The organism is Paenibacillus sp. LjRoot153 (assembly GCF_964253085.1).
Classification (GTDB): domain Bacteria; phylum Bacillota; class Bacilli; order Paenibacillales; family NBRC-103111; genus Paenibacillus_E.
Window position 1 is genome coordinate 7,565,001 of sequence record NZ_CAXUQH020000001.1, and the last position, 21,957, is coordinate 7,586,957.

The following is a 21,957-nucleotide window of genomic DNA, read 5'->3' on the forward strand; positions in this document are numbered from 1 at the left end:
CTCCACAGCCTTGCATCTGTTTCTCCAGCGGGTAGCCACGCATGTGCAGCCCGCAAACCGCCACCAGCGTCGTTTGCGCAAGGGCGGCGCTATCCGCACTTGAACTCGCCTTTGCACCCGCACTCGCCGCAGCAACCTCCACCGCCGCTGCATCACTTCCAGCTAACAACGCCGCCGCCCCACAAATCATTCCTTCCTCTTCCGCTAACGCGAAGAGCGTAATCCCAAAAGGCGTCTCTGGAGCCGCATCGCCCGCAGGTACAGCAACGGCACACAAATCTAGCAGGTTGCAATGGTTCGTGTAACGACCCATATCGCGATTCGTGCTGATCGGGTCTGCAAGTACTTGCTCACGCGTCCAGGTGCCTCCGCAGGTCGGCATGACAAGCACAGCATCTTGAAGCAGCTTTCGAGCTTCCAACTTATACTGTTGAAGCTTATGCATGGCAACAAATACCGATGCTGCGTCATACTCGCTAGCTGCGCCCGAGCGCAATATCTGTTCCGTTACAAGATAAGCTACACCAGGATTCGCTTCAATAAAGCTACCGAGAGCTGCCCAGCGTTCAGCCACCCAAGGACCTTCATATAGTATCGCCGCAGCTTGCGCGAATACAGTCACATCAATTTCAACAATCTGAACCCCATCACGTAGACAGACTTCCTGCAAGCGACTTACCGCTTGCTCCCATGCAGCGCGATATTCCGAAGCGTATGGACCATAAAAGCCTAGATCACCTGCAGGCAGGCAAACTCTTTCAGGCAACCCCGACGGCTTCCGCACCACGCTGCGGGACCAAGGATCTTCCGCGTGGACACCCCGCGCCACGCTGTCTACGACAAGCGCATCCGCTAATGTATGCGCGAAGACTGTGACACAGTCTAGGCTCGCACAGGCTGGCACGACCCCCTTGGTCGGCCACGCGCCGAGACTCGGCTTATAGCCGACTAGGCGATTCAGTGCTGCCGGCACACGGCCGGAGCCAGCTGTATCCGTGCCAAGTGAGAAAGCCACTTGGCCACGGGCCACGCTGACGGCTGAGCCTGAGCTCGAGCCGCCGCTGATCAACTCAGGACGCAGCGCGTTATGCGCGTCCCCGTAAGGACTGCGAGTGCCGACTAAGCCCGTCGCGAACTGATCTAGATTGGTTTTGCCTACAGGAATGGCGCCTGCCGCAATCAATCTCTCGACAACACCCGCATGTTCATCCGGTGTAAACGCATATTCCGCGCAACCTGCTGTCGTTGGAACACCAGCCAGATCAATGTTGTCTTTGATCGCAAAAGGAATACCCCACAGAGGCGCATCCGCCTTCGAGAGAGATGCCAGACGATCCAAGTACGGCTGAATCGCATCCATCGTCGGCGGCGTAATCCAAATATTCATGTCTGCGTCAGCGATGGAACGGTCTACAATTGTCGCCATAACCTCCTGTGGAGATAATGCGCCCGCTTCATATTTGTCACGCAAGTAAGATATGGTTAACTCTTTTGCCAAACTCATAACGCTTCACCTCTCCCTTACGCAGATTGTGCAATACCCAGAATTAATTGTCCGGCATGCACCTGATCGCCCGGCTTAACGCCTATCATCGAAACAAAGCCATCACAAGGCGCGTGCTGCGGGAACTCCATTTTCATACTTTCGAGGATCGCCAGTTGATCCCCCTTCTTCACTTGCTCACCTGGGGATACCAACACTTTCCAAACACTGCCTGGCATAATACCACGTACCGCAATCGTGCCTGCAGGCAGCTCATCTTCTGGCGCAGCATCACCTGTCTCCTGCTCGGAGACATACTCAGCTAACCCTTTCGCTTTCCAACTCTCACGCTCTTCTTTAAACGCTTCACGCTGCTGGGTACGGAACGTATCCGTTGTTTCTTCTATAGAACTTAGAAATTGTAGATATTCACCTAAATCAAACGTTGTCTCATAAATGTCAGCCTCATAACGACCGCGAGGGAAATCCTCACGCAGTTGAAGCAGCTCTTCTGCACTTACTTCATAGAATTGAATTTGATCAAAGAATCTCAGCAACCAAGGCTTGCCCGATTGAAAGCTCTCCGTTGAGCGCAGACGATTCCACATTTGAATGGTGCGCCCTACGAATTGATACCCGCCTGGCCCTTCCATCCCATACACACACATGTATGCTCCGCCTATACCTACGGCATTTTCTGGTGTCCATGTACGAGCTGGATTGTATTTCGTTGTGACTAGACGATGACGAGGATCAACCGGCGTTGCCACAGGAGCCCCTAAATACACATCCCCTAACCCCAATACGAGGTAGTTGGCTTCATATACAATCTTTTTCACTTCATCTATCGTGTCTAACCCATTAATCCGTTGAATGAATTCAAGGTTGCTCGGGCACCAAGGCGCATCCGGGCGCACTCCTTGTTGATAACGCTCAATCGCAAGCTGCGTTGCTGGATCATCCCATGACAATGGCAATCGTACAATACGCGATGGCACACGGAACTGTTCTAAAGGCGGCAGCGCAGCGTCAATCTCGACGACCTTCAGGCATGCCTCTGTCACCGTAATTTGCGACGGATCAATATGAATTTGCAAAGAGCGGATCCCCGGGGTCAAATCAAGCACTGGAATGGAACCACTTTCCACAATCGCCTGCATCAAAGCCTGCACTTGGAAGCGAAGCAATAAATCCAACTCAAGCTCACCGTATTCGACGAGCAAGTTTTGGTCTCCACAGCAGCGAATCGTAATTGGGAAGCGGCGGTTCTCTACTTCATGGAAAAGTCGCGGATATTCCGGTGTAATCTCCTCATTTACAGCAGGCAACTGCACATGCACCAATTGGTCAAAATGCCCCTCGCCAATCGCACGCAGATTGCTCTCTTGCAGATCACGCAGGGCCTCGGCTTCCGGCAGCGTCAGCAAGTGGAAACGAATCGTATCACCTGGGTGCAGCTGACCTAGCTTCCAGAATTCAGCCGATGCTGTCGTCACCGGACATACGAAACCGCCAAGACTCGGCCCATCAGGCCCAAGCAGAATCGGCATATCACCGGTCAAATCAAGCGTACCTATCGCATAGGCATTATCATGAATATTGGAAGGGTGAAGTCCCGCTTCCCCGCCATCTTCACGTGTCCACAGCGGAGCAGGCCCCTTCAAACGAACCCCTGTCCGCGAGGAGTTAAAATGCACTTCCCAACTCGTTTCTGTCAGCTGATCCAGATACTCCGTGCGCAAAAACTCACCTGTACAATGCGGTCCAGGAACGACTCCAATCGTCCATTCGCGTGTCATGCCAGGGCGATGATCTGGGGCTAATTCAAACACGTCTTGCACACGGTTTTCTCCGCCTTCATTCACCCCAAGCACATCGCCCGTACGCAGTGCACGACCGCCATGACCGCCGAAGCCGCCCAAAGTAAACGTGGATGAGCTGCCTAGAAGCTTCGGCATATCGAGTCCGCCGCCGATGAGCAAATACGTGCGCATGCCTTCTTTGGCTTCGCCAAAGCTTAGCACTTGCCCTTGGGATGCAAACACCGGACGGTAGGCAGCCACCGTCTCCCCATCGAGCTCAGCTTGCATATCCGCACCGGTTACGCAGAACCACATGTCGCTGCGGAACTTGTAGGAGCCGCCACGCAGTGTCATTTCTAATCCGGGAGCATCATCTGCATTACCAAGCAGCTTGTTCCCGATACGGAAGGACAGCGGATCCATTGGCCCACAAGGCGGTACACCAACATCCCAATGGCGAATACGGCCTGGGAAGTCTTGCACGGTCGTTTGGATACCGCCATCGACGACTTCAAGAGCGCGCTCTGTTGGCTCAAACGTATTCAATAATTGCGTGTAAACATTGCCTGTGAGGCAAGCCTCTTCCTGTAGAAGCGCACGCACGTACTGCAAGTTTGTCGTTAAGCCATACATGCGCGTCTCAGCCAGCGCTTCTACTAATTTATGGATCGCATCTAAGCGGTCCTTGCCGTGAACAATGATTTTAGCCAACATCGGGTCGTAGAGTGTCGTTACAGTTAAACCGTCTCGAACCCACGTCTCATTACGAGCTTCGCTAGAGAAAACAGCGCGATCCAACTGACCCGCACTCGGACGGAACTGCTGGAGGCAATCCTCTGCGTAGATCCGCGCTTGGATACTGTGACCTTGCGGCTTACGAATCAAGGATTGCAGGTCATTCAGCTCAAGCGCCGCTTCACGAACCATCCACTCCACGAGGTCGATCCCCAACACTTCCTCCGTCACACCATGCTCAACTTGAAGACGCGTGTTCACTTCCAAAAAGTAAAACTCACACGTTTCTGGATCGTAGAGATATTCAACCGTTCCAGCACTGCGATATCCAACTTCTGCCGCCAAACGCTTCGCCGAAGCAAACATCGCCTCACGTACGTCATCCGACAGGTTCGGAGCTGGGCTTTCTTCAATAACCTTTTGATTACGGCGTTGGATAGAGCAATCGCGCTCACCTAAAGTTACGATCTCACCTAAGGAGTTGCCGAAAATTTGCACTTCAACGTGACGCGCACGGGCAATATATTTCTCGAGGAACATGCCCCCGTTTTTGAAATTCATTTCGGCCAAATGGCGTACGCCATCGTAAGCGGAGCACAATGTCGCTTCGTCTGCACAAACGCGCATGCCGATACCGCCACCACCCGCTGTACTTTTCAGAATAACAGGGTAGCCAATACGTGCTGCTTCCGTTAAAGCTTCATCCAATTCGGTGATCAGAGGAGTACCTGGCAGCATCGGAACGCCTGCTCTTTCGGCAATCTCACGTGCGGAATGCTTGAGTCCGAACATCTCCATTTGCTCCGGAGTCGGTCCGATGAATACAATGCCATGCTCGCGACAAGCACGGGCGAAATCCGCATTCTCACTCAAGAAGCCATAGCCAGGATGGATCGCTTGCGCACCAGTTTCGAGCGCCGTTCGGAGAATCAGCTCTGTATTCAAGTAACTCGACTTGGCTGGCCCCTCACCGATCAGAACTGCTTCATCAGCTCCATCCACATGTAAGCTATCTTGATCTGCAGCCGTATAAACAGCTACGGATTGTACTCCCAGTTTGCGCAATGTACGCTCGATACGTACAGCGATGGCTCCACGGTTCGCAATTAGCACTTTTGTAAACATCGTAACCACTCCTTCATGTTTCTGTTCAAATAGTAGAACGTATATGTTTCACATCATAAATTGGCTATATTTCTCCATAAACACTCGTCCTAAGAGGACGGGGTAGCCGTTTATTTTGGTTAATTATCCCAGATGAGCACCTGAATTGGCGTCGGGTTATAGGCATTACATGGATTGTTAAGCTGTGGACAGTTACTAATCAGTGCCATGGTACTTCCAATGGACTGCATTTCGACATAGCAGCCAGGCGCGGATACGCCATCATCGAACTTCAAACCACCATCCGGTGTCACGGGTACATTCATGAAGAAATTAATGTTTGGCGCCAAATCCCGCTTCGTATACACGCCTTCCTGCCCAGCCAATTGAAGCATGAATGTATCGCGACAGTTGTGCATCCACAATTTATCGTGCGAGTAACGCACCGTGTTGCTTTGCGCTGAGCAAGATCCACCGACCGTATCGTGGCGTCCGCAGGTGTCGGCGACGATGGTCAGTAATTCTTTACCTGACTCAGCTCTCAGGATGGAACCTGTGCTCAAGTAAATATTGCTTTGACCTGTGATCGTCGCCACCGCACTGTAGTGATCCTCTGGATTCTCCGCATCATAGAACAGCGTATCTGCTGCTTGGTTGCCTTCCAGATCCACGATCCGCATCACTTGTCCTGGCTTCAGGACACGCATCCAGCCGTCCCCTGCCTGAATCACTTCACTATATATCGCATCCTCCACTTGACGAGGGCTTTCCACTCGATTAAAAACTGCCATACTCCCAGCCTCCTCTGTTTTGTCATTACTTTTAAGAACCTAGTAGTGTGTGGTATTCCCATGTATTTTCAAAAGCACGGCGATTCTCCGGGCGAAAATTCAAGCAATAATCGTCTTCATTCACTGGTGGAGCGGCTTGCACTTCGATTTTGACAGGCACAGATGGATAGCTCTCTCTTGGATCTAATGGATTAGGCGTGTTGGACAGAACGACTAGTGTATCTAGCTCTGTTCTTAACGTTACCTTCGCCCCAGCTGGACAATGTTCTAAACTAAGGCGCATATCCCCATTGTCATCCACGACCACTTTGGAAAAGAGATTCACCACCGGCATCATATCCCGCATGCTTAAGCCATTACGAACCAGCTCAACAGCAAAGTTCTCTTGACCGCTCCGCAGCCAATCATTGCGCAACTCCTGGTAGTTCGTCGTTCCGTACTTGGCATCTGTTGCTGCACGGCTTGTGTATCCGCTAAGCGGATCATGCCAGCCTAAGCTGTCCTCAACGATACTTACCATCGCACGGCCGTTATCGCTCATTAGTACATTCCCACGGGTCAAATGGGCCGTATGCTGCGCCTTCAACGTATCCGGCATATTGTAACGCTCCGTCAGGTCCTTCGCGTGGTACAACTGGATTGACACATTCGCACCAGCTTCCAGTGCAGTCAATCGAATCAACTTTCCTTTGCCAATTACCCCTGACCATTTGCCTCCTGGGCCTATGTCCTTACTCCAAATGTTCCCCATGCTATCGCTCTCCTTCGCTTTTTGCTTAAACAAAAAGGGAGACATCACAAGACCATTGTCTTGGTGATATCTCCCAGGTTTTTATCCTTCCGTGTCACTCTCTCACAAGAGTGGTTTACTCTCGGACCAGCCCGGTTAGTACCGACGGAACCCTAGTAAACAATCGTATTCGTTTGTGTCATTAAACATAACATCATCAAAGATATGTGTCAATAACTTCTAATTATTTTAGTTAATATACGTAAAATACTTCTCATAACCCTAATAATGTGTTATATTAACTTACACAAACAGCGAATAGCTAACATCATAAATAAAATGATTAACCACCTTACATATAAGTAATGAAACATCACATACAAAGTTTTCTAGGGTTCCGCGGGCAGCCTAATTCCCGGACTGGACCAAGAGGAGACGCACAGCTAAAGACTGTGTTCACGGAGGGATAAAAGCCCGGGAGATATCTGTAACCTAGATATCTCCTTGGCTTTTTTGCATATAGAAACCTCTTCTGTGTTCACATAAATCACTGATGAGGGAGTGTTATCGCTATGACCACTGAAGGCACACTACGTAAATCCCTAAGCTTGTACCAAGTTGTTTATATGGGGCTCGCTTGGATGACTCCTATGATTTATTTTTCCATCTATGGGATCGCCTATGAGAATGCACATGGCATGCTAACGCAAGCCTACTTGCTCGCCTTTATCGCTATCTTCTTCACCGCGTATAGCTACGGTGTGATGTCTAAGGTTTTTCCAACTTCCGGTTCCGCCTACACCTACACCAAAAAAAGTATCCATCCCTATCTAGGCTTTCTCGTAGGCTGGGTCTTGCTCCTGGACTATTTCTTCTCCCCTATCATCGCGTGCTTAACCTTCGGTATTTACCTGCATGCACAGTTCCCGTCCATTCCCGCTTATGTATGGATCATCGGACTTAACATCGTCCTCGGTCTCATCAACATCATTGGCATCAAATTCTCTGCAAATATCAGCAAATTGTTCGTCTGGATTCAGATCATTTTCATCGCCGTGTTCTGCTTCTTTCTATTCCGAAACTTATCTGGCGTTGGTGAGATTCACCCGTTTCAGCCTTTTCTGCAAACGGATGTACCGTTCTCCACCATTCTCGCTGGTGCTTCGATTATATGTTTCTCTTTCTTAGGTTTTGATACAGTAACGACAATGGCAGAGGAAACGGTCAACTCTGAGAAAACCATCCCGCGCGCCATCATGATCATCATCATTACAGCCAGCATTCTTTACTTAGTGCCATCTTTTCTAACACAGCTTGTTTATCCGCATTTAACTTTCGTCCATATTGATTCTGCAGGCTTTGAAATTGTGAAAATGGTAGGCGGCGCCGCGTTAAGCTCCGTGTTCCTCACCGTCTTAATTCTTGCGATCTTCACACAAGGATTATCTTCCGTTACCAGCGTGTCACGCCTCCTCTTCGTGTTGGGTCGAGATAACGTGCTACCTAAGCGAGTGTTTGCATTCCTTCATCCGAAGTTGGGCACTCCCGTTATTAACATAGTAATCGTTAGCGTCGTCTCGCTGCTCGCGCTCGTGATCTCCCTGGATAATGCCGTGAAATTCGTTAATTTCGGCGCCCTTACCGCCTTCTTCTTCGTAAACATATCTGTCATCGCACAGAAGTATATGAAAGAACGCCAACGCTCGCCGAAGCAAACGATCTTGTATCTTGCGCTTCCACTCCTTGGTGCCGGATTTATCGGCTATCTGCTGTCGTTGTTGGATAAGGACGCGTTATGGATGGGCCTAACCTGGCTGCTGATTGGGGTGGTGTACCATCTCATTCAAAAGCGTACCGCTCAAGCCAAAGATGCCGCCGTGACCATTAGAGCTGCACGGTCAACTCCCCTGAACTAGTGTATAGCAAAAAGAACCTGAGGACTTCCTCAGGTTCTTTTTTTGCGTTTGTATTCGCCGATCACTTCAGGAATCACTCTTCCGCCAACTAGCTAATCACTACTTCGTGCCACGCAAAAAACGTGGAAATAGCTGTAGCTTTTCCAGTTAAACGTGGTGGAGGTGCGGAACAGGTGGTTTCCCAAACCTACTTCCGATCCGCCGGAAACACCAGCCCGATCTGTCTCCGCGCCTCATCCATAATAGCCATCGCTGCGCTGGAATTCGCATGTGAATTCGTCGGAGACTCCAGCTCACCAGCTTTAATCAGCCTGCTAAACTCCTCCGCCTCGTAGCGCATCGTCCTCGTACTTTGCTCCCGCGTCAATTCCTCTACAGAGCCATCGCGGTAACGAATTTGTACTTTCTCTGGTTGGTTAATCTTATCGATAACCATCGTCGCCAGTTCGCCTTGGATTTCAGCGGGCAGGTAGGAACTAGCGATTTTAGAGTGCTGAATGACAGCATCCATTTCTTTGTAGCTTAGCAACAAACTGCCCTCGCCATCAACGCCTGATTCCAGCATTACCGCGCTCGCTTGTACCCTTTCAGGTGCACCGAACAACACAACCAATGGATAAATACAATACACACCTAAATCCATCATTGAGCCATTCGAAAATGCAGGATTAAAAGCATTCAACACAGTACCTTGCTTATAGGCATCATACCTAGACGAATATTGACCATAGCTCGCAACATAACGGCGCACTTTGCCAAGCTTATGTAAATTGTCTTGTACCGCTTTAAAGTTAGGCATGAGCGTTGATTTCAACGCCTCCATGAACACAACCTGCTGGCTCCGCGCTGTGTCAATCATCGCTGCAAGCTCCGCACTATTGGAAGCCGCAGGCTTTTCGCAAATGACATGCTTCCCATGCTTCATGCAATGAACAGCATACTCCGCGTGTAAGGAGTTCGGACTTGCAATATAGACAGCATCGAACGCGTCACTTTGCGCAAATGCCGTTAAGTCTGTAAATTGATGTGCCACATCAAATTTTCCAGCGAATTCCGCAGCCTTTTCTTCCGTGCGAGAGTAAACAGCAGTCAGTTCAAACTCTCCCGTTTCGAGTGCTGCATGAATGAATTCCTCTGTGATCCAGTTCGTACCAATAACTGCAAATCGTATCATTTTCCCCACAACCCCTTCATCCTAGCAATATTCTCTGACCTCCACCCTATCAAATTCCCCCTCCGAATTCAATTGTCATTACGAATCTGCCTACTTTAAACTCATTGAAACTTCCCGTAATGCTTGATCTTCACTTTCGTTTGACAATGAATCTCTACCTCGGGGTACACCTCACGCCAGTCCATAGCTTTCCATTCCTTATAGGGAACGATACGCTTAATCTCATTTCCCAGACCGATGCTGTCCACATTATGCTTCTGCATATCTTTCAGCATGGTTTCCACTTGCGAGGTAATTTTCTCTCCAATTTTGCCCTCTAATGCATGCCGATCTTCTTCCTTACTAATTTTCAAATCTCCCATGTACTCCAGAATAGCGCCGCTTACCGAAATCTCAAAATCCACTTTAAACGAATTTCCGCCCGTACGAGTTGCGTGAATCCGCCGTTTGCTAACCAACGAATCGAACAACACAAGTTCCTTAGCCTCTTCGTCTTTACTGAGACGCATAGGTAAGGAACCTAACTTGAAATTTTTGCTTAACATCGAGAAATAAAGCGTCTCCTTATCGGCAATCTTCATGAGATAACGATCATCCTGAAACAAAGCAATTCCATTTACCTTCACATGATCGCCAATATCTTTAATGATGGGAGCAACAGGATCAATACCATCATCGTAATAATCTCTGGTGAACTCATATAACGTAACCTTCGGAATGCTCTGAAACCTCGTTTCGGATTCCATCATTCGATCAATATACTGTGCTGTTCGCAAGTAATTGCTGTAGTTTTTGACTAATAAATCATGGGCATCTCCATCCACAACGGTCACTTTGACACGAGGTGAAACTGAAGGATCTCTCACCATGGTGTCGATATCATCCCAAAACCCTCGCTGTGCTAGTGTCGTCCCAAACAAAATATTACGCATCTGGCCGCTGACCAGAACCAATTGAGTCTGCCTAGAGAGATCTACTTTCGAACCTTTGCTGCTATCCGAAATGCTCGTCAGTACCTCTCTCGGTCTTTGGCCTTCACTCACAGCTAGAGGAATACTATTGGTTACCTTGAGCATACCCCCAGGCATTAAATCGAAACTTGTGGTATGGGTCAATCCAATCTTCTCTAAGATCCGCTGGTCATTCCCACAGCCTGTGATCGTCATCAGTAGTATACAAGTAATCAGACATTGAATCCGAATCTTAAGCAAGCTGTTTTCGCCACCTTTGAATAGAAAGAATGCCAATTAAACAGATCGGTAGGACAAAGCAATAAGCAATATTCAAATACGTACAAATAGTCAACCATTTACCCACTTCATCCAACACACTTGGCATAAACGAAATGAGAAAAGTGATAACCATCATAAATAGCGTGATCCGCTTAAGTTTACAATTCTTGAAAATTCGCTGCATAGTTAAACTTGCCGCCCAATGATACATGACAATCGTAATGAGAACCCGAAAGACAAGAAAACTAAAGAGGATATTCTCCGCTCGCTCGATAAAAGGAAATTTAATATACGCAAGTAAGTCGATAAAAGGAAACATAATTAATTTCAACTGCTGCAAGCTATAGAAACCGAAGCAAATTAGGCACACACTCACATAAATAAGAAAGCTAAACGCACTAGATAGCTGTACACCTGTAATAAATCGCGTTTTCTGCTGAACATAGGGGAACAACAACATGCAGAGCTCATACCCCAAGAAAGAACCATATAGATTAAAAAAACCTGTCCAGTGCTCTTTCCCCTCTTGAAATATATAGTGCGTATATCGCGATAATTGCAAATCATTATAAAATGGAATTTCCAAAGGCATCATCCACAATAGCAAAAAGAAAAATACGGTACCTGCCTTCACAATCGTATACACACCTTTAACGAGCAGTAAATACGCAAGTAGGCTGATAACGAACATGAAAGACATCGGGTTTGCAGTTGGAAATGCGGTAACTTGGAAAATAAGGACATACTCCTTAGCAACCAGACTAGCCGTAAGTGCCCAAGTGAGCCCTACAATGACATATAATGGATAAACGATCCACTTGGGCAGGAAGCTTTCAAAAATAGTGAATATATCTGCTCCGTTCCCCATCTTCCAAACGACCCCAATCAGGTAGATATTGAACGCGACTATAGCAGCGATGATAACTAACATAAGCCAACCGTTATAGCCAAAATATTCAGCTGCAATACGCGGTAAAGCAAAGATCCCCACCCCAACTTGTATCATATGAATCAAAATGAAGATATGGAAACCGTTCAGTTTCTCATTCACGCACGGATCATCCTTATTTTCTCATTTTATTCTTCTTGGAATTGGTCGTTTTCACCTGACTCGGCCGTGCTGTCAGCATAGAGAAAGGACTACGAATGAAAACATCCTTCCAATCAGCCCATTTTGTAGGAGCAAAGGGTGAAAGATAGGACGTCCCCAAACTGGTTAACCCACATAAATGGATGACAATAAAACCAATGCCCGCCATCAGCCCGAAATTCCCCCATATGCCCGCTAGCAATATCAAACCAAAACGGATAAGACGAATCGATGCACTCATCACGTAACTCGGAATAACAAAGGACGATATCGCTGATGAAGCGACTGCAATAATGAGAATGTTACTTGTAAGCCCTGCTTGAACAGCCGCTTGACCAATAACAATACCGCCAACAATGCCGATGGTTTGTCCGATTTTGGTCGGCAGACGTGCCCCTGCTTCTCGCAGTAGTTCTATCGTTACTTCCATCAACATCGCTTCAATAACCGGGGGAAAAGGCACCTTACTTCGTGAATCTCTCAACGTTAAAATCAACGCTTCAGGGATCATCTCATAATGATACGTAGTCACGGATACATAAACGGCTGTAAACGTAATGGTTATCAAGAAGGCGATAAACCGGAGCATCCTTGTAGCAGTCCCGATCGACCATCTTTGATAATAATCATCCGCGGAAGAGAAGAAGTCGAAGAAAGCTGTCGGAGCGCTCACCACAGCCGGACTCCCATCTACAATTGCCAGAATGCGGCCTCCCACCAATTTGGAAACGGCTGTATCTGGACGCTCCGTAATTAGGAACTGTGGGAATAACGAGTACGGATAATCATCGATATACTGAGAAAACATGTTGCCATCATAGACGGCATCAATCTCGATTTCACGAATACGGCGAACAAATTCATCTACCAGATCCATATTCGCAATGCCTTTGATGTACAGGACAAATACAATGGTTTTGGTGACTTCACCAACTTCTAGTTTAATAACTTTTAAATGGGAGCTCTTCACCCGTCTTCGCACTAACGAAAGGTTCGTTCCCGCTGTTTCTGTAAACGCATCATGAGGTCCCGTAATAACGGTCTCGGTTTCGGACTGCTGCACACTCCTGGATTCAGGGCCATAAACAAAGAATAAATATACTTTTTCATTATGAAAAATAGCCACTTGCCCAGACAATATACCAATGACAATTTTCTTAGGGTCATCCGATTCTTCAAATTGCGACTGCTCCAAAATGGGACTTAAATCATCCGTTTGCACATTCGATAATGGATCCATGACTTCCCGAGACAACTGCGTGTGATCAATCATATGAGGAATATAAACAATATCAACTTGGATACTGGGTATGTTTCGATGAAACACATCAATACAATCCTCAAATTGCTCCAGAATATGAGCTAATGATATCGACTCATCTGTATTGGAGGTCTCCGTTAACGCAGGTATCTCAAATCGTTTAGGCTCTCTGTCTACTTGCCGCGAGAAAGAAAACAATAAACGATCCCATATGGCCATGCACGATCCCCCCACCTAATGCTTTCTTTTATTCTGAGCAGTTACGCTTAAAATATTCCATTTCGCCCAAAGTTACGCTTGGACACGCAGCTTGACACGAAACCAAATGGTTTCGTATAATATGACATGTAACCAAACGGTTTCGCGTTGGCGAGTCCGATGGAAAAGTGATTTTACGGGAAAACTAGGTGGATGAGCTTCAATTTGAAGGGAGATTGTCTGATGCAAGAGGAATTGCTGAAAAAACTACGTTATAAAGAAGGGCGAGCACTTGTGATGCAAGCGCCTGAAGGCTATAAACTCGGTATCGAGGATCATGGAGCGCCGAGTGGAACTTATGAATTTGTTCAACTTTTTATTAACCATGCAGCAGACGTGGATACATGGGTCCATAAAGCGATTGCTCATTTGAACGAGGATGCCTTGTTCTGGATTACGTATCCTAAGCAAAGCTCGAAGATCAAAACGGATATTAACCGTGACAGCTTATTCGCGTTAGTTGGCGATTCAACAGACTATCGAGCGGTCAGCAATGTCGCGGTGGATGATACCTGGTCAGCGCTGCGTTTTCGTCATAAGAGTAAGGTAAAAAGTAAATAACTATACTACCACTGGAGGCCTTTTACTATGGAAAATCAAATGCAATCCCTACCTGATATTAAACAAACACTCGTTTTTAATGCGCCTATTCAAAAAGTGTGGAATGCCGTAGCCACTTCTGAAGGCATCGCGGTTTGGTTCATGCCCAACAATTTCATGCCAGAAATCGGCTATGAATTCCATTTGGAAGCTGGTCCTTTCGGTAAATCCCCTTGTAAGGTTACAGAATTAAATCCTCCGAATCGCCTAAGCTTCTCTTGGGGCAAGGATTGGTTCCTATCTTTTGAATTGACCGAGTTAGATGGCAAAACACAGTTCACCCTCATCCATGGCGGCTGGGATATCGACAAGGTTACCGAATTCGGTCAACCGCATGATACGGTTCGCGATACGATGTCACAAGGCTGGGCAGGCATCGTCCAAAGGCTATCTGCTTACATCGAGGCTTAAGATGGCTATTCCCTCGCAGAAGCATGACGTCTTTCAGGCCATTGCCGATCCTACGCGTCGTCATTTGCTCCACTTGCTCGGGGATCAAGAAATGCCTGTCACGGTCATATCAGGTCATTTCCCCATGAGCCGTACAGCGGTATCGAAGCACCTTCGTATTCTCGCCGAGGCCGGCTTAGTGAAAGAACGTAAAGTCGGCCGCGAGACCCGTTACCGATTGGAGGCCGAGCCGCTGATGGAGCTCAAACGTTGGCTTTCCTATTACGAGCGCTACTGGGAAAATAAACTTAATGTGCTCAAACGATTCGTTGAGCAGGATGATGATGCAGCTGAGCTCAAATTCACTCCACTTGAAGTGGTGGATCCTGAGAAATAGATGCATTGCGCAAAGAGTCTCCCATTTAGGGAGACTCTTTTGCGTTTCGCTACTGTTTTGGCAGATTGCAGCGGCTAGTTGGGCGATGAGCTGTGCAACCGACTGTGATGGGCTGCGACGGGCCGCCGCCGACTGAGAGCGACTGATGGGCGGAGATAAGCTGCGATGGGCAGCGTGAAATGGACTAGATGGAAAAACTCCAGTTAATTGTGGCGTTTTCACCTGAAATCGCGGAATAGATGGAATTCATGTAGTTAATTCAATGGAATTCGGCGTATAGTCCAAAAATCGAAGGAATTAGCTGTAGGAAATACAGTAATTCGTTTTAAAAGGCATCTTCCCTACAAATTAACGGGAGAAAATCCAGTTATTTGCATCAACTTCCCTCGGAGAACGCACCACATACCGGATAGATGCCCCGCCATTGGCGAGGGGTTGGGGTTGGGGTTGGCGTTGGCGTTGGGGTGGGGGTGGCGTTGAAGTTGGGATCCCGCGACTCCTACTCTACTCTACTCTACTCTACTCTACTCTACTCTACTCCAGTTCTCTCCCACTCCTTTCCTCTCACTTCACTTCCCTACCCTTCACTCTCATTCTTTAATCCTATTCCACTTATCCCTCCACACTACCTTCTCTTGTTACTTTAATCCCCCTGACTTTACTTTCACTTTCACTTTCACTCCGTACTCCTACTCCAATCACATATAACTTACAAAAAGTAATCTACTTACTTGACGAAGAGAAACCAAAGGCGTATCATTAGTTACATAAAGTAATTAAATATATTTAAGTACATTAATTATAAACAAGGAGATGTTTTTCCATGATTTCACCGATTTTTGTAGGACACGGTTCACCGATGATGGCGCTGCAGGATACCGCTTGTACGCAATTTCTACTCGATTACGGTAAAAAGCTGACACCCAAAGCCATCGTCATTTTCACCGCGCACTGGGAAACAGAAGTCCTTACCATTTCCTCCACGAATGATGTGTACGAAACCATCTATGACTTCCGCGGCTTTCCCGACGAGCTGTTTCAATTGAAATATCCAGCTAGAGGGGACGTTGCGTTGGCTCAATCGATTGCAGAGCGTTTTCAAGCCAAGGGCATTCCCGTTCAACTCGATAACAACCGCGGCCTAGACCACGGCTCATGGGTACCACTGTTACGGATGTTCCCTACACCTGAATGCCCCGTCATTCAAATTTCGGTGAATCCGTATTTGCCGCCAGCCGAGCAGTACCGGATCGGCGAAGCCCTGCGTGGTCTGGATCAGGAAGATATCCTGATCATAGGCAGCGGCGCCACCGTGCATAACCTGCGCGCGTTGAACTGGAATGCGACCGAGCCTGATGCGTGGGCGGTAGCTTTTGACGATTGGCTTGCTTCGAATATGCAAGCCAAGAACCTGGAGGCGTTGTTCAACTACGCCGCAGAAGCCCCTAATGCGAAGCTGGCCGTACCGCGCCCTGAGCATTTCATCCCGCTTTACATTGCTATGGGCAGCGGCGATCAGCAGCGGCCTGTCCAAATCATTCACCGCAGCTACGAAGTAGGATCGCTGAGTTATTTAGCCGTTTCTTTTTAAGCGGCATTGCAGGCGCCGACCCTCTGTAGCCGCCCCGCATGAAATTGGTTAGGTTGCACATGCTAACATAACCAATTTCAACAAACAGAGGTGCTCAAGCATTGACATGGACGACTCGCATCATTCAAATCTTATTGGCAGCAGCGTTTGTCATGTTCGGGATTTTGAAGTTGTCCACCCATGACCTGCAAATGGAAGTCTTCACATCGACCTACGGGTACAGTGTAGGTTTCATGTACATCGTCGGAGCCGTCGAACTCGTCGCCGGGGTCGGGCTCATCATCGGCCTGTGGCACCCGCGGGTTGCGTTACTCTCCGCAGGTGTCATCGCCATGATTATGGCGAGCGCGATGCTGACCCATATCCGCTCCCACGAGGGGATGCGGACTTCCGTACTGCCGCTGATCTTCCTCGCGATGGCGATATTCATCGTTGTGAAAAGCTCGCGCGGACGAGAACGAGAGCGGCACTAAGTATTCAAAAGCGTTCAAGCCACTAGGCCTGCACGCTTTTTTTTATTTAACAGCATCGGAAAAAACCTCCCTTGATGATGGTCAAGGGAGGTTTCTCCAGAAGCGGTTAACGGTGTGCAAGTTGCTTGAGAAGTCGGTTCAGATGCCCGATATCATCACCAAGGTCGGAGAAGAAAGCCCGATCCTCCTCTTCTACAGCCTGAACGGCGTGTGAAGCGATCTCGTCTCCAGACTTAGTTACCGATATTACGTTCGCTCTAGAATCCGTCGGATGAGGCTTGCGTTCGATATATCCTTTTTTCTCCAATATCCTCAGCACCTGGGACGTGACGTTGACGTCCATCTGTGCATGCTGGGCTAATTGAACTTGCGTAATGCCAGTATGGTCATTTTTTTCATTGAGCCATTTGCAAGAAAAGAGCAGCACGAATTGCGGGTGTGTCAATTCAAAAGGATCCAATGCCTTCCTTATCGCCTTTTGCCAAACATTCGTTACCTGCCACAGCATAAAGCCGGGACTTTCCTCTGCGTCATTGTACTTCGAACTCATTTTTGTTTCCTCCAACACTGTTCAACATGGCATCCGCAATGACCCGAAAGTCTTGCAACGATATCTCAAAGTGGCCAAAACGAAACGGGTAACCCCAATTTTTCACTCCGCGTGTGAAGCTAAGCTGCTCCAACAGGGAGCTAATTTTCGTTTCTTTACAGTCAGTATAGCGAATGTCACGACGAAAGGGTATGAAAGAATCTGACATCGGGTATTCATATACCTTGTCATCTAGAACCTGACCGATAGCAGTGAAGGCTTGCAGCGGCTCCCCATCCTTCATCTCCGTGCGAGGGGAGTAATAGATAAGCCAATCGCCGGATCGCATTCGTTTTAAAGGCGCTGCCTTTCCATGACAGAGCTGGGCGAAACCGCCCTGCACACCCCGTCTCACGTGAGAAGACGACACAACCCCGATCCAATAGCGACTTTGATCGCTCCATGTTTCAGACAGCATGTTTACGCTCCCTTTCCAACGCCAACGCGGCAATTCCCTCCATCGTATGCGGTATGCCTTTGGCCATACCGGCTCCAATCACTGGCCCTAAATGTTCCGCATTGGGCCCCGTGATCGTCACCTCATGCGTAAGCTGCGTCCCTTCGGCAGTCTCCACTAAATGATGCGTGAAGTGCACTTGAATCCCTGCATCCGGAATATCAGTAACGTCCGAGAAGCCGCGCAGAGGATTGACCTCCTTCAATTCAAAGTTCAGGCGGTCCTGGCCTTCCGGCTGCAGCAACCCACGTGTACCTGCGACAAACGCACCCTCTAACGAAGCATGTACAATCCCCTTGTCCCACTCCACCCAAGTTGAGATATCGCTGTACAGATTCCAAATCGTCTCCGCTTTTGCCGTTGTCATTACAGTGTGCTCAAATTTCCACATTATTTAACACTCCTCATATAGTATTTATACATATAATATCATTACATATTATATGTGTCAATACTATATACGCATGCAGTCTTGAACCTCACGAACATCACGTCCTCAGACCGTGAATATGCCTGCAGTACTGTCTCTAACGGCGAAATGAAGGGTGCCCATTCGGGGCACCCTTCATGAGATCCACTTATAGCTTAAATTTGTCCACTACCGCTTGCAGTTCTACTGCCATATGGGTCAGGTAGGACGAGGAAGAGGATATCTCTTCCATGGAAGCAAGCTGCTGTTCCGTCGCTGCTGATATTGTCTGTGCGCCTGCCGCCGTCGATTGGGAAACGTGGGAGATGTCTTCAATTGCCCTCACGACTTTCTTCGTCCCTATAAAAATCTGCTCTGCCGTGAGGGATACATCCCGAACTTGGCTATTTACCTCATCGACAGCACGCTCAATCTCAGCAAACAGCCTACCCGCCGTCTGAACCACCCTCATACCTGCACTCACTTCGTTCGTTGCTACTCGCATCGAATTCTCCACATCGCCAATTTCTTCACGAATAGCGACAATTAGAGCAGCGACTTTCTCTGTCGATCGAGAGGATTGATCAGCCAACTTCCTCACTTCTCCCGCAACTACGGCAAATCCGCGACCTTGTTCCCCTGCTCTGGCTGCCTCGATTGCTGCATTTAACGCTAGCAGATTGGTTTGTTGGGATATCTCCGAAATCGCTTCAATAATCTGACCAATCTCCATTGAAGTATTAACCAAATGGCTAATGACGTCTGCCAATCCATCGACTGAACTGCTTATAGAGCTCATTTGCTTCACAGCACTTTGAACAGCTTGTCCGCCTTCCGTTGATTTCACCGAAACCTGCTCTGTCGTATTTGCGGCAGTATGCGCGCGAGTTACAATTTGCTGTATTTTACCCGAAACTTCATGGATCGTTTGTGCGCTTTCTTCGACTAAGCTTACTTGCTCGTTGGCACCATCCGCCATCTTCTCAATTACGCCTACGATATGCTCCGATGCCGAAGCGGTTTGCCCCGAACTTACTGACAGCTGTTCCGACGATGTCACCAACTGATTGGCGGAATGGCCTACTTCGGACACAACTGATCTAAGCGAATCGACCATTAGATTAAAGGTATCGCCAAGCTCCCCGAACTCGTCCTTCGACTTCACGTCCACCCGCCGGCTTAAATCGCCCCGACTGATGATCCGGGATGTCTCCGATAAAGCTCTCAACGGTTCGTTATTGAACGAATGATAACAAACATTAGGCACGCTCCGATCAGCGTGAACACCACGATGACAATCACCGTATTGTTTAATATAGGGGCCGCTGTACGCGTAACCTCGCTTGGAGACCTATCCCCCGCAATTTTCCATCCTGTTACAGGATTGGTAATGTAGATCAACCGCCGAGTATCACCCTCTGGCGATACTTGTTCAATTTGACCTGACTCGCCGGTGAATATCGATGGTGGTTGGCTAGCTGCATCAGCTGTCGTTGTGTCGGTTCCATTAGCACTAGGATTAGCAGTAACAGCAGCACTATCCGTCCCTTCCTGCGCACCCCCGATTCCCCAAGGAGGGGGAACGATGGCAGACCCACTAGAGCTGAGAATAATAATAAAACCATTTTCCCCGACTTTTACATCGCCAACAATTTGCTTGAGCTCTGTCAAATTGAGCACGACGGCGACTACCGACTGACTATTACTTACGGATTTCGCTATAGCCACGACCGTGTCTCCCGTTTCCTTAGACGTGTACGGCTCCGTAATAACGACCGCGCCATTGCTCTTCATCGCCTGCGTGTAGAATGTGCTTTCCTTTGGATCCGTGGCGAACTTTAGACTGCTAGGGGAATAGAGGTACCCACCACTGCTCTGAACAACCGTGACTGCTTCTACCTCGGGATGGTTCTGTGTATATACATGAAGTTGCTCATTAGCCGATTGAGCTGATAATTGCTGTGATAATATTTGAACATCATTGATCTTTGCTTGTATGTATTGATCGGTCATTTTACTAACAAGAGCAATATCCGTCGTCGCCATGCTCTGCAGCTGATCATCCACTTTATCCTTCGCGGTAATGTAAGAAAAACTCCCAATTGCTATGCTAGGCAGCAACAGGACAAGCATGAACGAAATGACTAATTTGTTTCTGACCGAGCCGAACTTCATCTTAAACTTAGATTGAAATGGCTTTACTGTTGGTTCCATCTACGAGGTCTCCTTCAATTACAAATCTGTTTCCTCGATTATAGTACATCTCCAATTTACTAATTTGAATCTCAACTTAAACTTAGCTGAGTATACGCTGAAAATATATCAACACGTGCTCACACTAACAAAAAAAAGAGACCCACAGCAACGGGCTGCGGGTCTTAAGTATATATATTTAAAAGGGGGTCGAATTTCATTATAGGTTCCGAACCTTAAAGGGAGATGAAATTCAGATGTCATTTCCGTGACAAATGATTCCTCCTTTATTACAGCTGCACTTCGTTTCTTTACTCAGCCAACTTAGGCTTGATTGGAATATAAATATCCATCTCCACAAGCTCATGCAGGTTCGAATGACAGCGCTCATCATAATATTCAAACTCGGCACTCCCCGCATGCTCGTATCCTGAATGAGGAAACCATTCCGTGAAAATCGTCTGCCACGTACTTTGAATCGATGCCACAAACTGATCCTGCTTCACCTTCGGTGTCGTGAACACAGCGTAATTCGCCTCCGGAAACTCGCGACATACCATATTCTCCGGAACGTCCTCGAAGCTCGTTGCCTCCATCCCGATGATGTAGGTCAAATCCCCGCTCTCCAAGTCGAAATCTGCACAAATTCCAAGTTCAACAGGAAGCCCCGTGTGAACACGATTTGGAATATGTTGCCCTAGCCTTTCTTGCATATACTTCTGCCAGAACAACGGGATATCTCGGTGATTCTGCCCCTCCTTGCAGGAAGTCTTCAATTCATATCCAATCAATTTAAAGCCGGGTTTCGTTTTCAATGCGTAGTCCATACGTATTCCTCCTAAATAGGGATTAAATTTCCGATCCAGCACATTCACTTTGGGATAGTTAGGCGGTCGTATGCCTTCCTTACGATAAGCAAGCGGCGTACGTTCAAACACCTTTTTGAATGCCCGTGTGAAATTCTCAGGGGATTGGAAGCCGTTGTCGAGGGCAATATCAATCAATTTCTGCTCCGTATGTGCGATTTGATAAGCCGCTCTCGCCAATCTTCTCTTGCGCACATATTCCATCACAGCGTCCCCCACCATGGTTTGAAAGACTCTATGAAAATGAAAGGCGGAGAAGCAGGCTACCTCGGCTAAGCACTCCACGGACAGCGGTCCCGATAGATGCTCCTCAATATGATCCAGCGTCATCTGAATCCGCGTCTCATAATTGGTGTCCATCGTCTGCCCCCTTCAACTTGGTAATCTCAGTTTAAGCCATTCGGAACTACGCTTCT

20 protein-coding genes and 2 riboswitches (1 of these 22 cut by a window edge) are annotated in these 21,957 nt (G+C 47.9%); of the genes, 6 read left to right on the forward strand and 14 right to left on the reverse strand.

Annotation, left to right across the window (positions count from 1 at the left end):
- From atzF to ACSQ8P_RS32800, 4 genes are all read right to left on the reverse strand, one after another.
- A protein-coding gene (gene atzF, locus ACSQ8P_RS32785) for an allophanate hydrolase (RefSeq protein WP_436239012.1) crosses the window boundary here: on the reverse strand, positions 1 to 1,504 show its 5' portion. Its footprint begins 308 nt before the window's first position; 1,504 of the gene's 1,812 nt are visible here — the first part of the coding sequence; the start codon lies at positions 1,502 to 1,504; the stop codon falls past the left edge of the window.
- 17 nt (positions 1,505 to 1,521) lie between these two features.
- Positions 1,522 to 5,145, reverse strand: a complete 3,624-nt coding sequence (uca, locus tag ACSQ8P_RS32790) for an urea carboxylase (protein ID WP_436239013.1) — start codon at positions 5,143 to 5,145, stop codon at positions 1,522 to 1,524.
- Positions 5,146 to 5,264: 119 nt separating this feature from the next.
- Positions 5,265 to 5,915, reverse strand: a complete 651-nt coding sequence (locus tag ACSQ8P_RS32795; RefSeq protein WP_436239014.1) for an urea amidolyase associated protein UAAP2 — start codon at positions 5,913 to 5,915, stop codon at positions 5,265 to 5,267.
- 31 nt (positions 5,916 to 5,946) lie between these two features.
- Positions 5,947 to 6,666, reverse strand: coding sequence for an urea amidolyase associated protein UAAP1 (locus ACSQ8P_RS32800; protein WP_436239015.1), 720 nt, complete (start codon positions 6,664 to 6,666; stop codon positions 5,947 to 5,949).
- 68 nt (positions 6,667 to 6,734) lie between these two features.
- A riboswitch (guanidine-I (ykkC/yxkD leader) is annotated at positions 6,735 to 6,833 on the reverse strand.
- A gap of 190 nt (positions 6,834 to 7,023) precedes the next feature.
- A riboswitch (guanidine-I (ykkC/yxkD leader) is annotated at positions 7,024 to 7,128 on the forward strand.
- 89 nt (positions 7,129 to 7,217) lie between these two features.
- Here ACSQ8P_RS32800 and ACSQ8P_RS32805 point away from each other — a divergent pair.
- Positions 7,218 to 8,561, forward strand: coding sequence for an APC family permease (locus ACSQ8P_RS32805; RefSeq protein ID WP_436239016.1), 1,344 nt, complete (start codon positions 7,218 to 7,220; stop codon positions 8,559 to 8,561).
- Between the two features lie 187 nt (positions 8,562 to 8,748).
- Here ACSQ8P_RS32805 and ACSQ8P_RS32810 read toward each other — a convergent pair whose 3' ends face one another.
- The 4 genes from ACSQ8P_RS32810 to ACSQ8P_RS32825 form a co-directional block, all read right to left on the reverse strand.
- A complete protein-coding gene (locus ACSQ8P_RS32810) occupies positions 8,749 to 9,735 on the reverse strand; it encodes a Gfo/Idh/MocA family protein (RefSeq protein ID WP_436239667.1) in 987 nt (328 codons plus the stop codon).
- Positions 9,736 to 9,836: 101 nt separating this feature from the next.
- Positions 9,837 to 10,946, reverse strand: a complete 1,110-nt coding sequence (locus ACSQ8P_RS32815) for a Ger(x)C family spore germination protein (RefSeq protein WP_436239017.1) — start codon at positions 10,944 to 10,946, stop codon at positions 9,837 to 9,839.
- Positions 10,939 to 12,018: a GerAB/ArcD/ProY family transporter gene (locus ACSQ8P_RS32820; protein ID WP_436239018.1), complete on the reverse strand. Its 1,080-nt coding sequence runs from the start codon at positions 12,016 to 12,018 to the stop codon at positions 10,939 to 10,941. The genes ACSQ8P_RS32815 and ACSQ8P_RS32820 overlap by 8 nt, the downstream gene beginning before the upstream one ends.
- 13 nt (positions 12,019 to 12,031) lie before the next feature.
- Complete coding sequence (locus tag ACSQ8P_RS32825; protein ID WP_436239019.1) at positions 12,032 to 13,537, reverse strand: spore germination protein; 1,506 nt, start codon at positions 13,535 to 13,537, stop codon at positions 12,032 to 12,034.
- Between the two features lie 222 nt (positions 13,538 to 13,759).
- Between ACSQ8P_RS32825 and ACSQ8P_RS32830 the strand changes: the two genes are divergently transcribed.
- The 5 genes from ACSQ8P_RS32830 to ACSQ8P_RS32850 all read left to right on the forward strand — a co-directional run bounded on the left by ACSQ8P_RS32830 (position 13,760) and on the right by ACSQ8P_RS32850 (position 17,027).
- Positions 13,760 to 14,137 (forward strand): hypothetical protein, encoded by a 378-nt coding sequence (locus tag ACSQ8P_RS32830; RefSeq protein WP_436239020.1) that lies wholly within the window; start codon positions 13,760 to 13,762, stop codon positions 14,135 to 14,137.
- A gap of 27 nt (positions 14,138 to 14,164) precedes the next feature.
- Positions 14,165 to 14,587: an SRPBCC family protein gene (locus ACSQ8P_RS32835; protein WP_436239021.1), complete on the forward strand. Its 423-nt coding sequence runs from the start codon at positions 14,165 to 14,167 to the stop codon at positions 14,585 to 14,587.
- Between the two features lies 1 nt (position 14,588).
- A complete protein-coding gene (locus ACSQ8P_RS32840; protein ID WP_436239022.1) occupies positions 14,589 to 14,963 on the forward strand; it encodes an ArsR/SmtB family transcription factor in 375 nt (124 codons plus the stop codon).
- 823 nt (positions 14,964 to 15,786) lie between these two features.
- A complete protein-coding gene (locus tag ACSQ8P_RS32845) occupies positions 15,787 to 16,554 on the forward strand; it encodes a dioxygenase family protein (protein WP_436239023.1) in 768 nt (255 codons plus the stop codon).
- A gap of 101 nt (positions 16,555 to 16,655) precedes the next feature.
- The gene (locus ACSQ8P_RS32850) at positions 16,656 to 17,027 is read left to right on the forward strand and encodes a DoxX family protein (RefSeq protein ID WP_436239024.1); all 372 of its coding nucleotides are present in this window, start codon (positions 16,656 to 16,658) and stop codon (positions 17,025 to 17,027) included.
- Between the two features lie 106 nt (positions 17,028 to 17,133).
- On the opposite strand, the gene ACSQ8P_RS32855 is transcribed toward ACSQ8P_RS32850, so the two are convergent.
- From ACSQ8P_RS32855 to ACSQ8P_RS32880, 6 genes are all read right to left on the reverse strand, one after another.
- On the reverse strand, positions 17,134 to 17,577 hold the full coding sequence (locus ACSQ8P_RS32855; RefSeq protein ID WP_436239025.1) for a MarR family winged helix-turn-helix transcriptional regulator: 444 nt from the start codon (positions 17,575 to 17,577) through the stop codon (positions 17,134 to 17,136).
- Positions 17,558 to 18,034 (reverse strand): EVE domain-containing protein, encoded by a 477-nt coding sequence (locus ACSQ8P_RS32860; protein ID WP_436239026.1) that lies wholly within the window; start codon positions 18,032 to 18,034, stop codon positions 17,558 to 17,560. Before ACSQ8P_RS32860 ends, ACSQ8P_RS32855 begins: the two co-directional genes overlap by 20 nt.
- On the reverse strand, positions 18,024 to 18,464 hold the full coding sequence (locus ACSQ8P_RS32865) for an SRPBCC family protein (RefSeq protein WP_436239027.1): 441 nt from the start codon (positions 18,462 to 18,464) through the stop codon (positions 18,024 to 18,026). The genes ACSQ8P_RS32860 and ACSQ8P_RS32865 overlap by 11 nt, the downstream gene beginning before the upstream one ends.
- Positions 18,465 to 18,651: 187 nt before the next feature.
- Positions 18,652 to 19,710 carry a methyl-accepting chemotaxis protein gene (locus tag ACSQ8P_RS32870; protein WP_436239028.1) on the reverse strand — a complete coding sequence of 353 codons (1,059 nt, stop codon included), beginning with the start codon at positions 19,708 to 19,710 and terminating at the stop codon, positions 18,652 to 18,654.
- A complete protein-coding gene (locus tag ACSQ8P_RS32875) occupies positions 19,707 to 20,696 on the reverse strand; it encodes a cache domain-containing protein (protein ID WP_436239029.1) in 990 nt (329 codons plus the stop codon). The genes ACSQ8P_RS32870 and ACSQ8P_RS32875 overlap by 4 nt, the downstream gene beginning before the upstream one ends.
- Before the next feature lie 290 nt (positions 20,697 to 20,986).
- Positions 20,987 to 21,901, reverse strand: a complete 915-nt coding sequence (locus ACSQ8P_RS32880; RefSeq protein ID WP_436239030.1) for an AraC family transcriptional regulator — start codon at positions 21,899 to 21,901, stop codon at positions 20,987 to 20,989.
- Positions 21,902 to 21,957 lie beyond the last annotated feature (56 nt).

Excerpts from the sequence above, each read along its gene's own strand:
- uca (WP_436239013.1), bottom strand. The coding sequence starts at position 5,145 with ATGTTTACAAAAGTGCTAATTGCGAACCGTGGAGCCATCGCTGTACGT.
- ACSQ8P_RS32795 (WP_436239014.1), bottom strand. The coding sequence starts at position 5,915 with ATGGCAGTTTTTAATCGAGTGGAAAGCCCTCGTCAAGTGGAGGATGCG.
- ACSQ8P_RS32800 (WP_436239015.1), bottom strand. The coding sequence starts at position 6,666 with ATGGGGAACATTTGGAGTAAGGACATAGGCCCAGGAGGCAAATGGTCA.
- ACSQ8P_RS32805 (WP_436239016.1), top strand. The coding sequence starts at position 7,218 with ATGACCACTGAAGGCACACTACGTAAATCCCTAAGCTTGTACCAAGTT.
- ACSQ8P_RS32810 (WP_436239667.1), bottom strand. The coding sequence starts at position 9,735 with ATGATACGATTTGCAGTTATTGGTACGAACTGGATCACAGAGGAATTC.
- ACSQ8P_RS32825 (WP_436239019.1), bottom strand. The coding sequence starts at position 13,537 with ATGGCCATATGGGATCGTTTATTGTTTTCTTTCTCGCGGCAAGTAGAC.
- ACSQ8P_RS32830 (WP_436239020.1), top strand. The coding sequence starts at position 13,760 with ATGCAAGAGGAATTGCTGAAAAAACTACGTTATAAAGAAGGGCGAGCA.
- ACSQ8P_RS32835 (WP_436239021.1), top strand. The coding sequence starts at position 14,165 with ATGGAAAATCAAATGCAATCCCTACCTGATATTAAACAAACACTCGTT.
- ACSQ8P_RS32840 (WP_436239022.1), top strand. The coding sequence starts at position 14,589 with ATGGCTATTCCCTCGCAGAAGCATGACGTCTTTCAGGCCATTGCCGAT.
- ACSQ8P_RS32845 (WP_436239023.1), top strand. The coding sequence starts at position 15,787 with ATGATTTCACCGATTTTTGTAGGACACGGTTCACCGATGATGGCGCTG.
- ACSQ8P_RS32855 (WP_436239025.1), bottom strand. The coding sequence starts at position 17,577 with ATGAGTTCGAAGTACAATGACGCAGAGGAAAGTCCCGGCTTTATGCTG.
- ACSQ8P_RS32860 (WP_436239026.1), bottom strand. The coding sequence starts at position 18,034 with ATGCTGTCTGAAACATGGAGCGATCAAAGTCGCTATTGGATCGGGGTT.
- ACSQ8P_RS32865 (WP_436239027.1), bottom strand. The coding sequence starts at position 18,464 with ATGTGGAAATTTGAGCACACTGTAATGACAACGGCAAAAGCGGAGACG.
- ACSQ8P_RS32875 (WP_436239029.1), bottom strand. The coding sequence starts at position 20,696 with ATGGAACCAACAGTAAAGCCATTTCAATCTAAGTTTAAGATGAAGTTC.
- ACSQ8P_RS32880 (WP_436239030.1), bottom strand. The coding sequence starts at position 21,901 with ATGGACACCAATTATGAGACGCGGATTCAGATGACGCTGGATCATATT.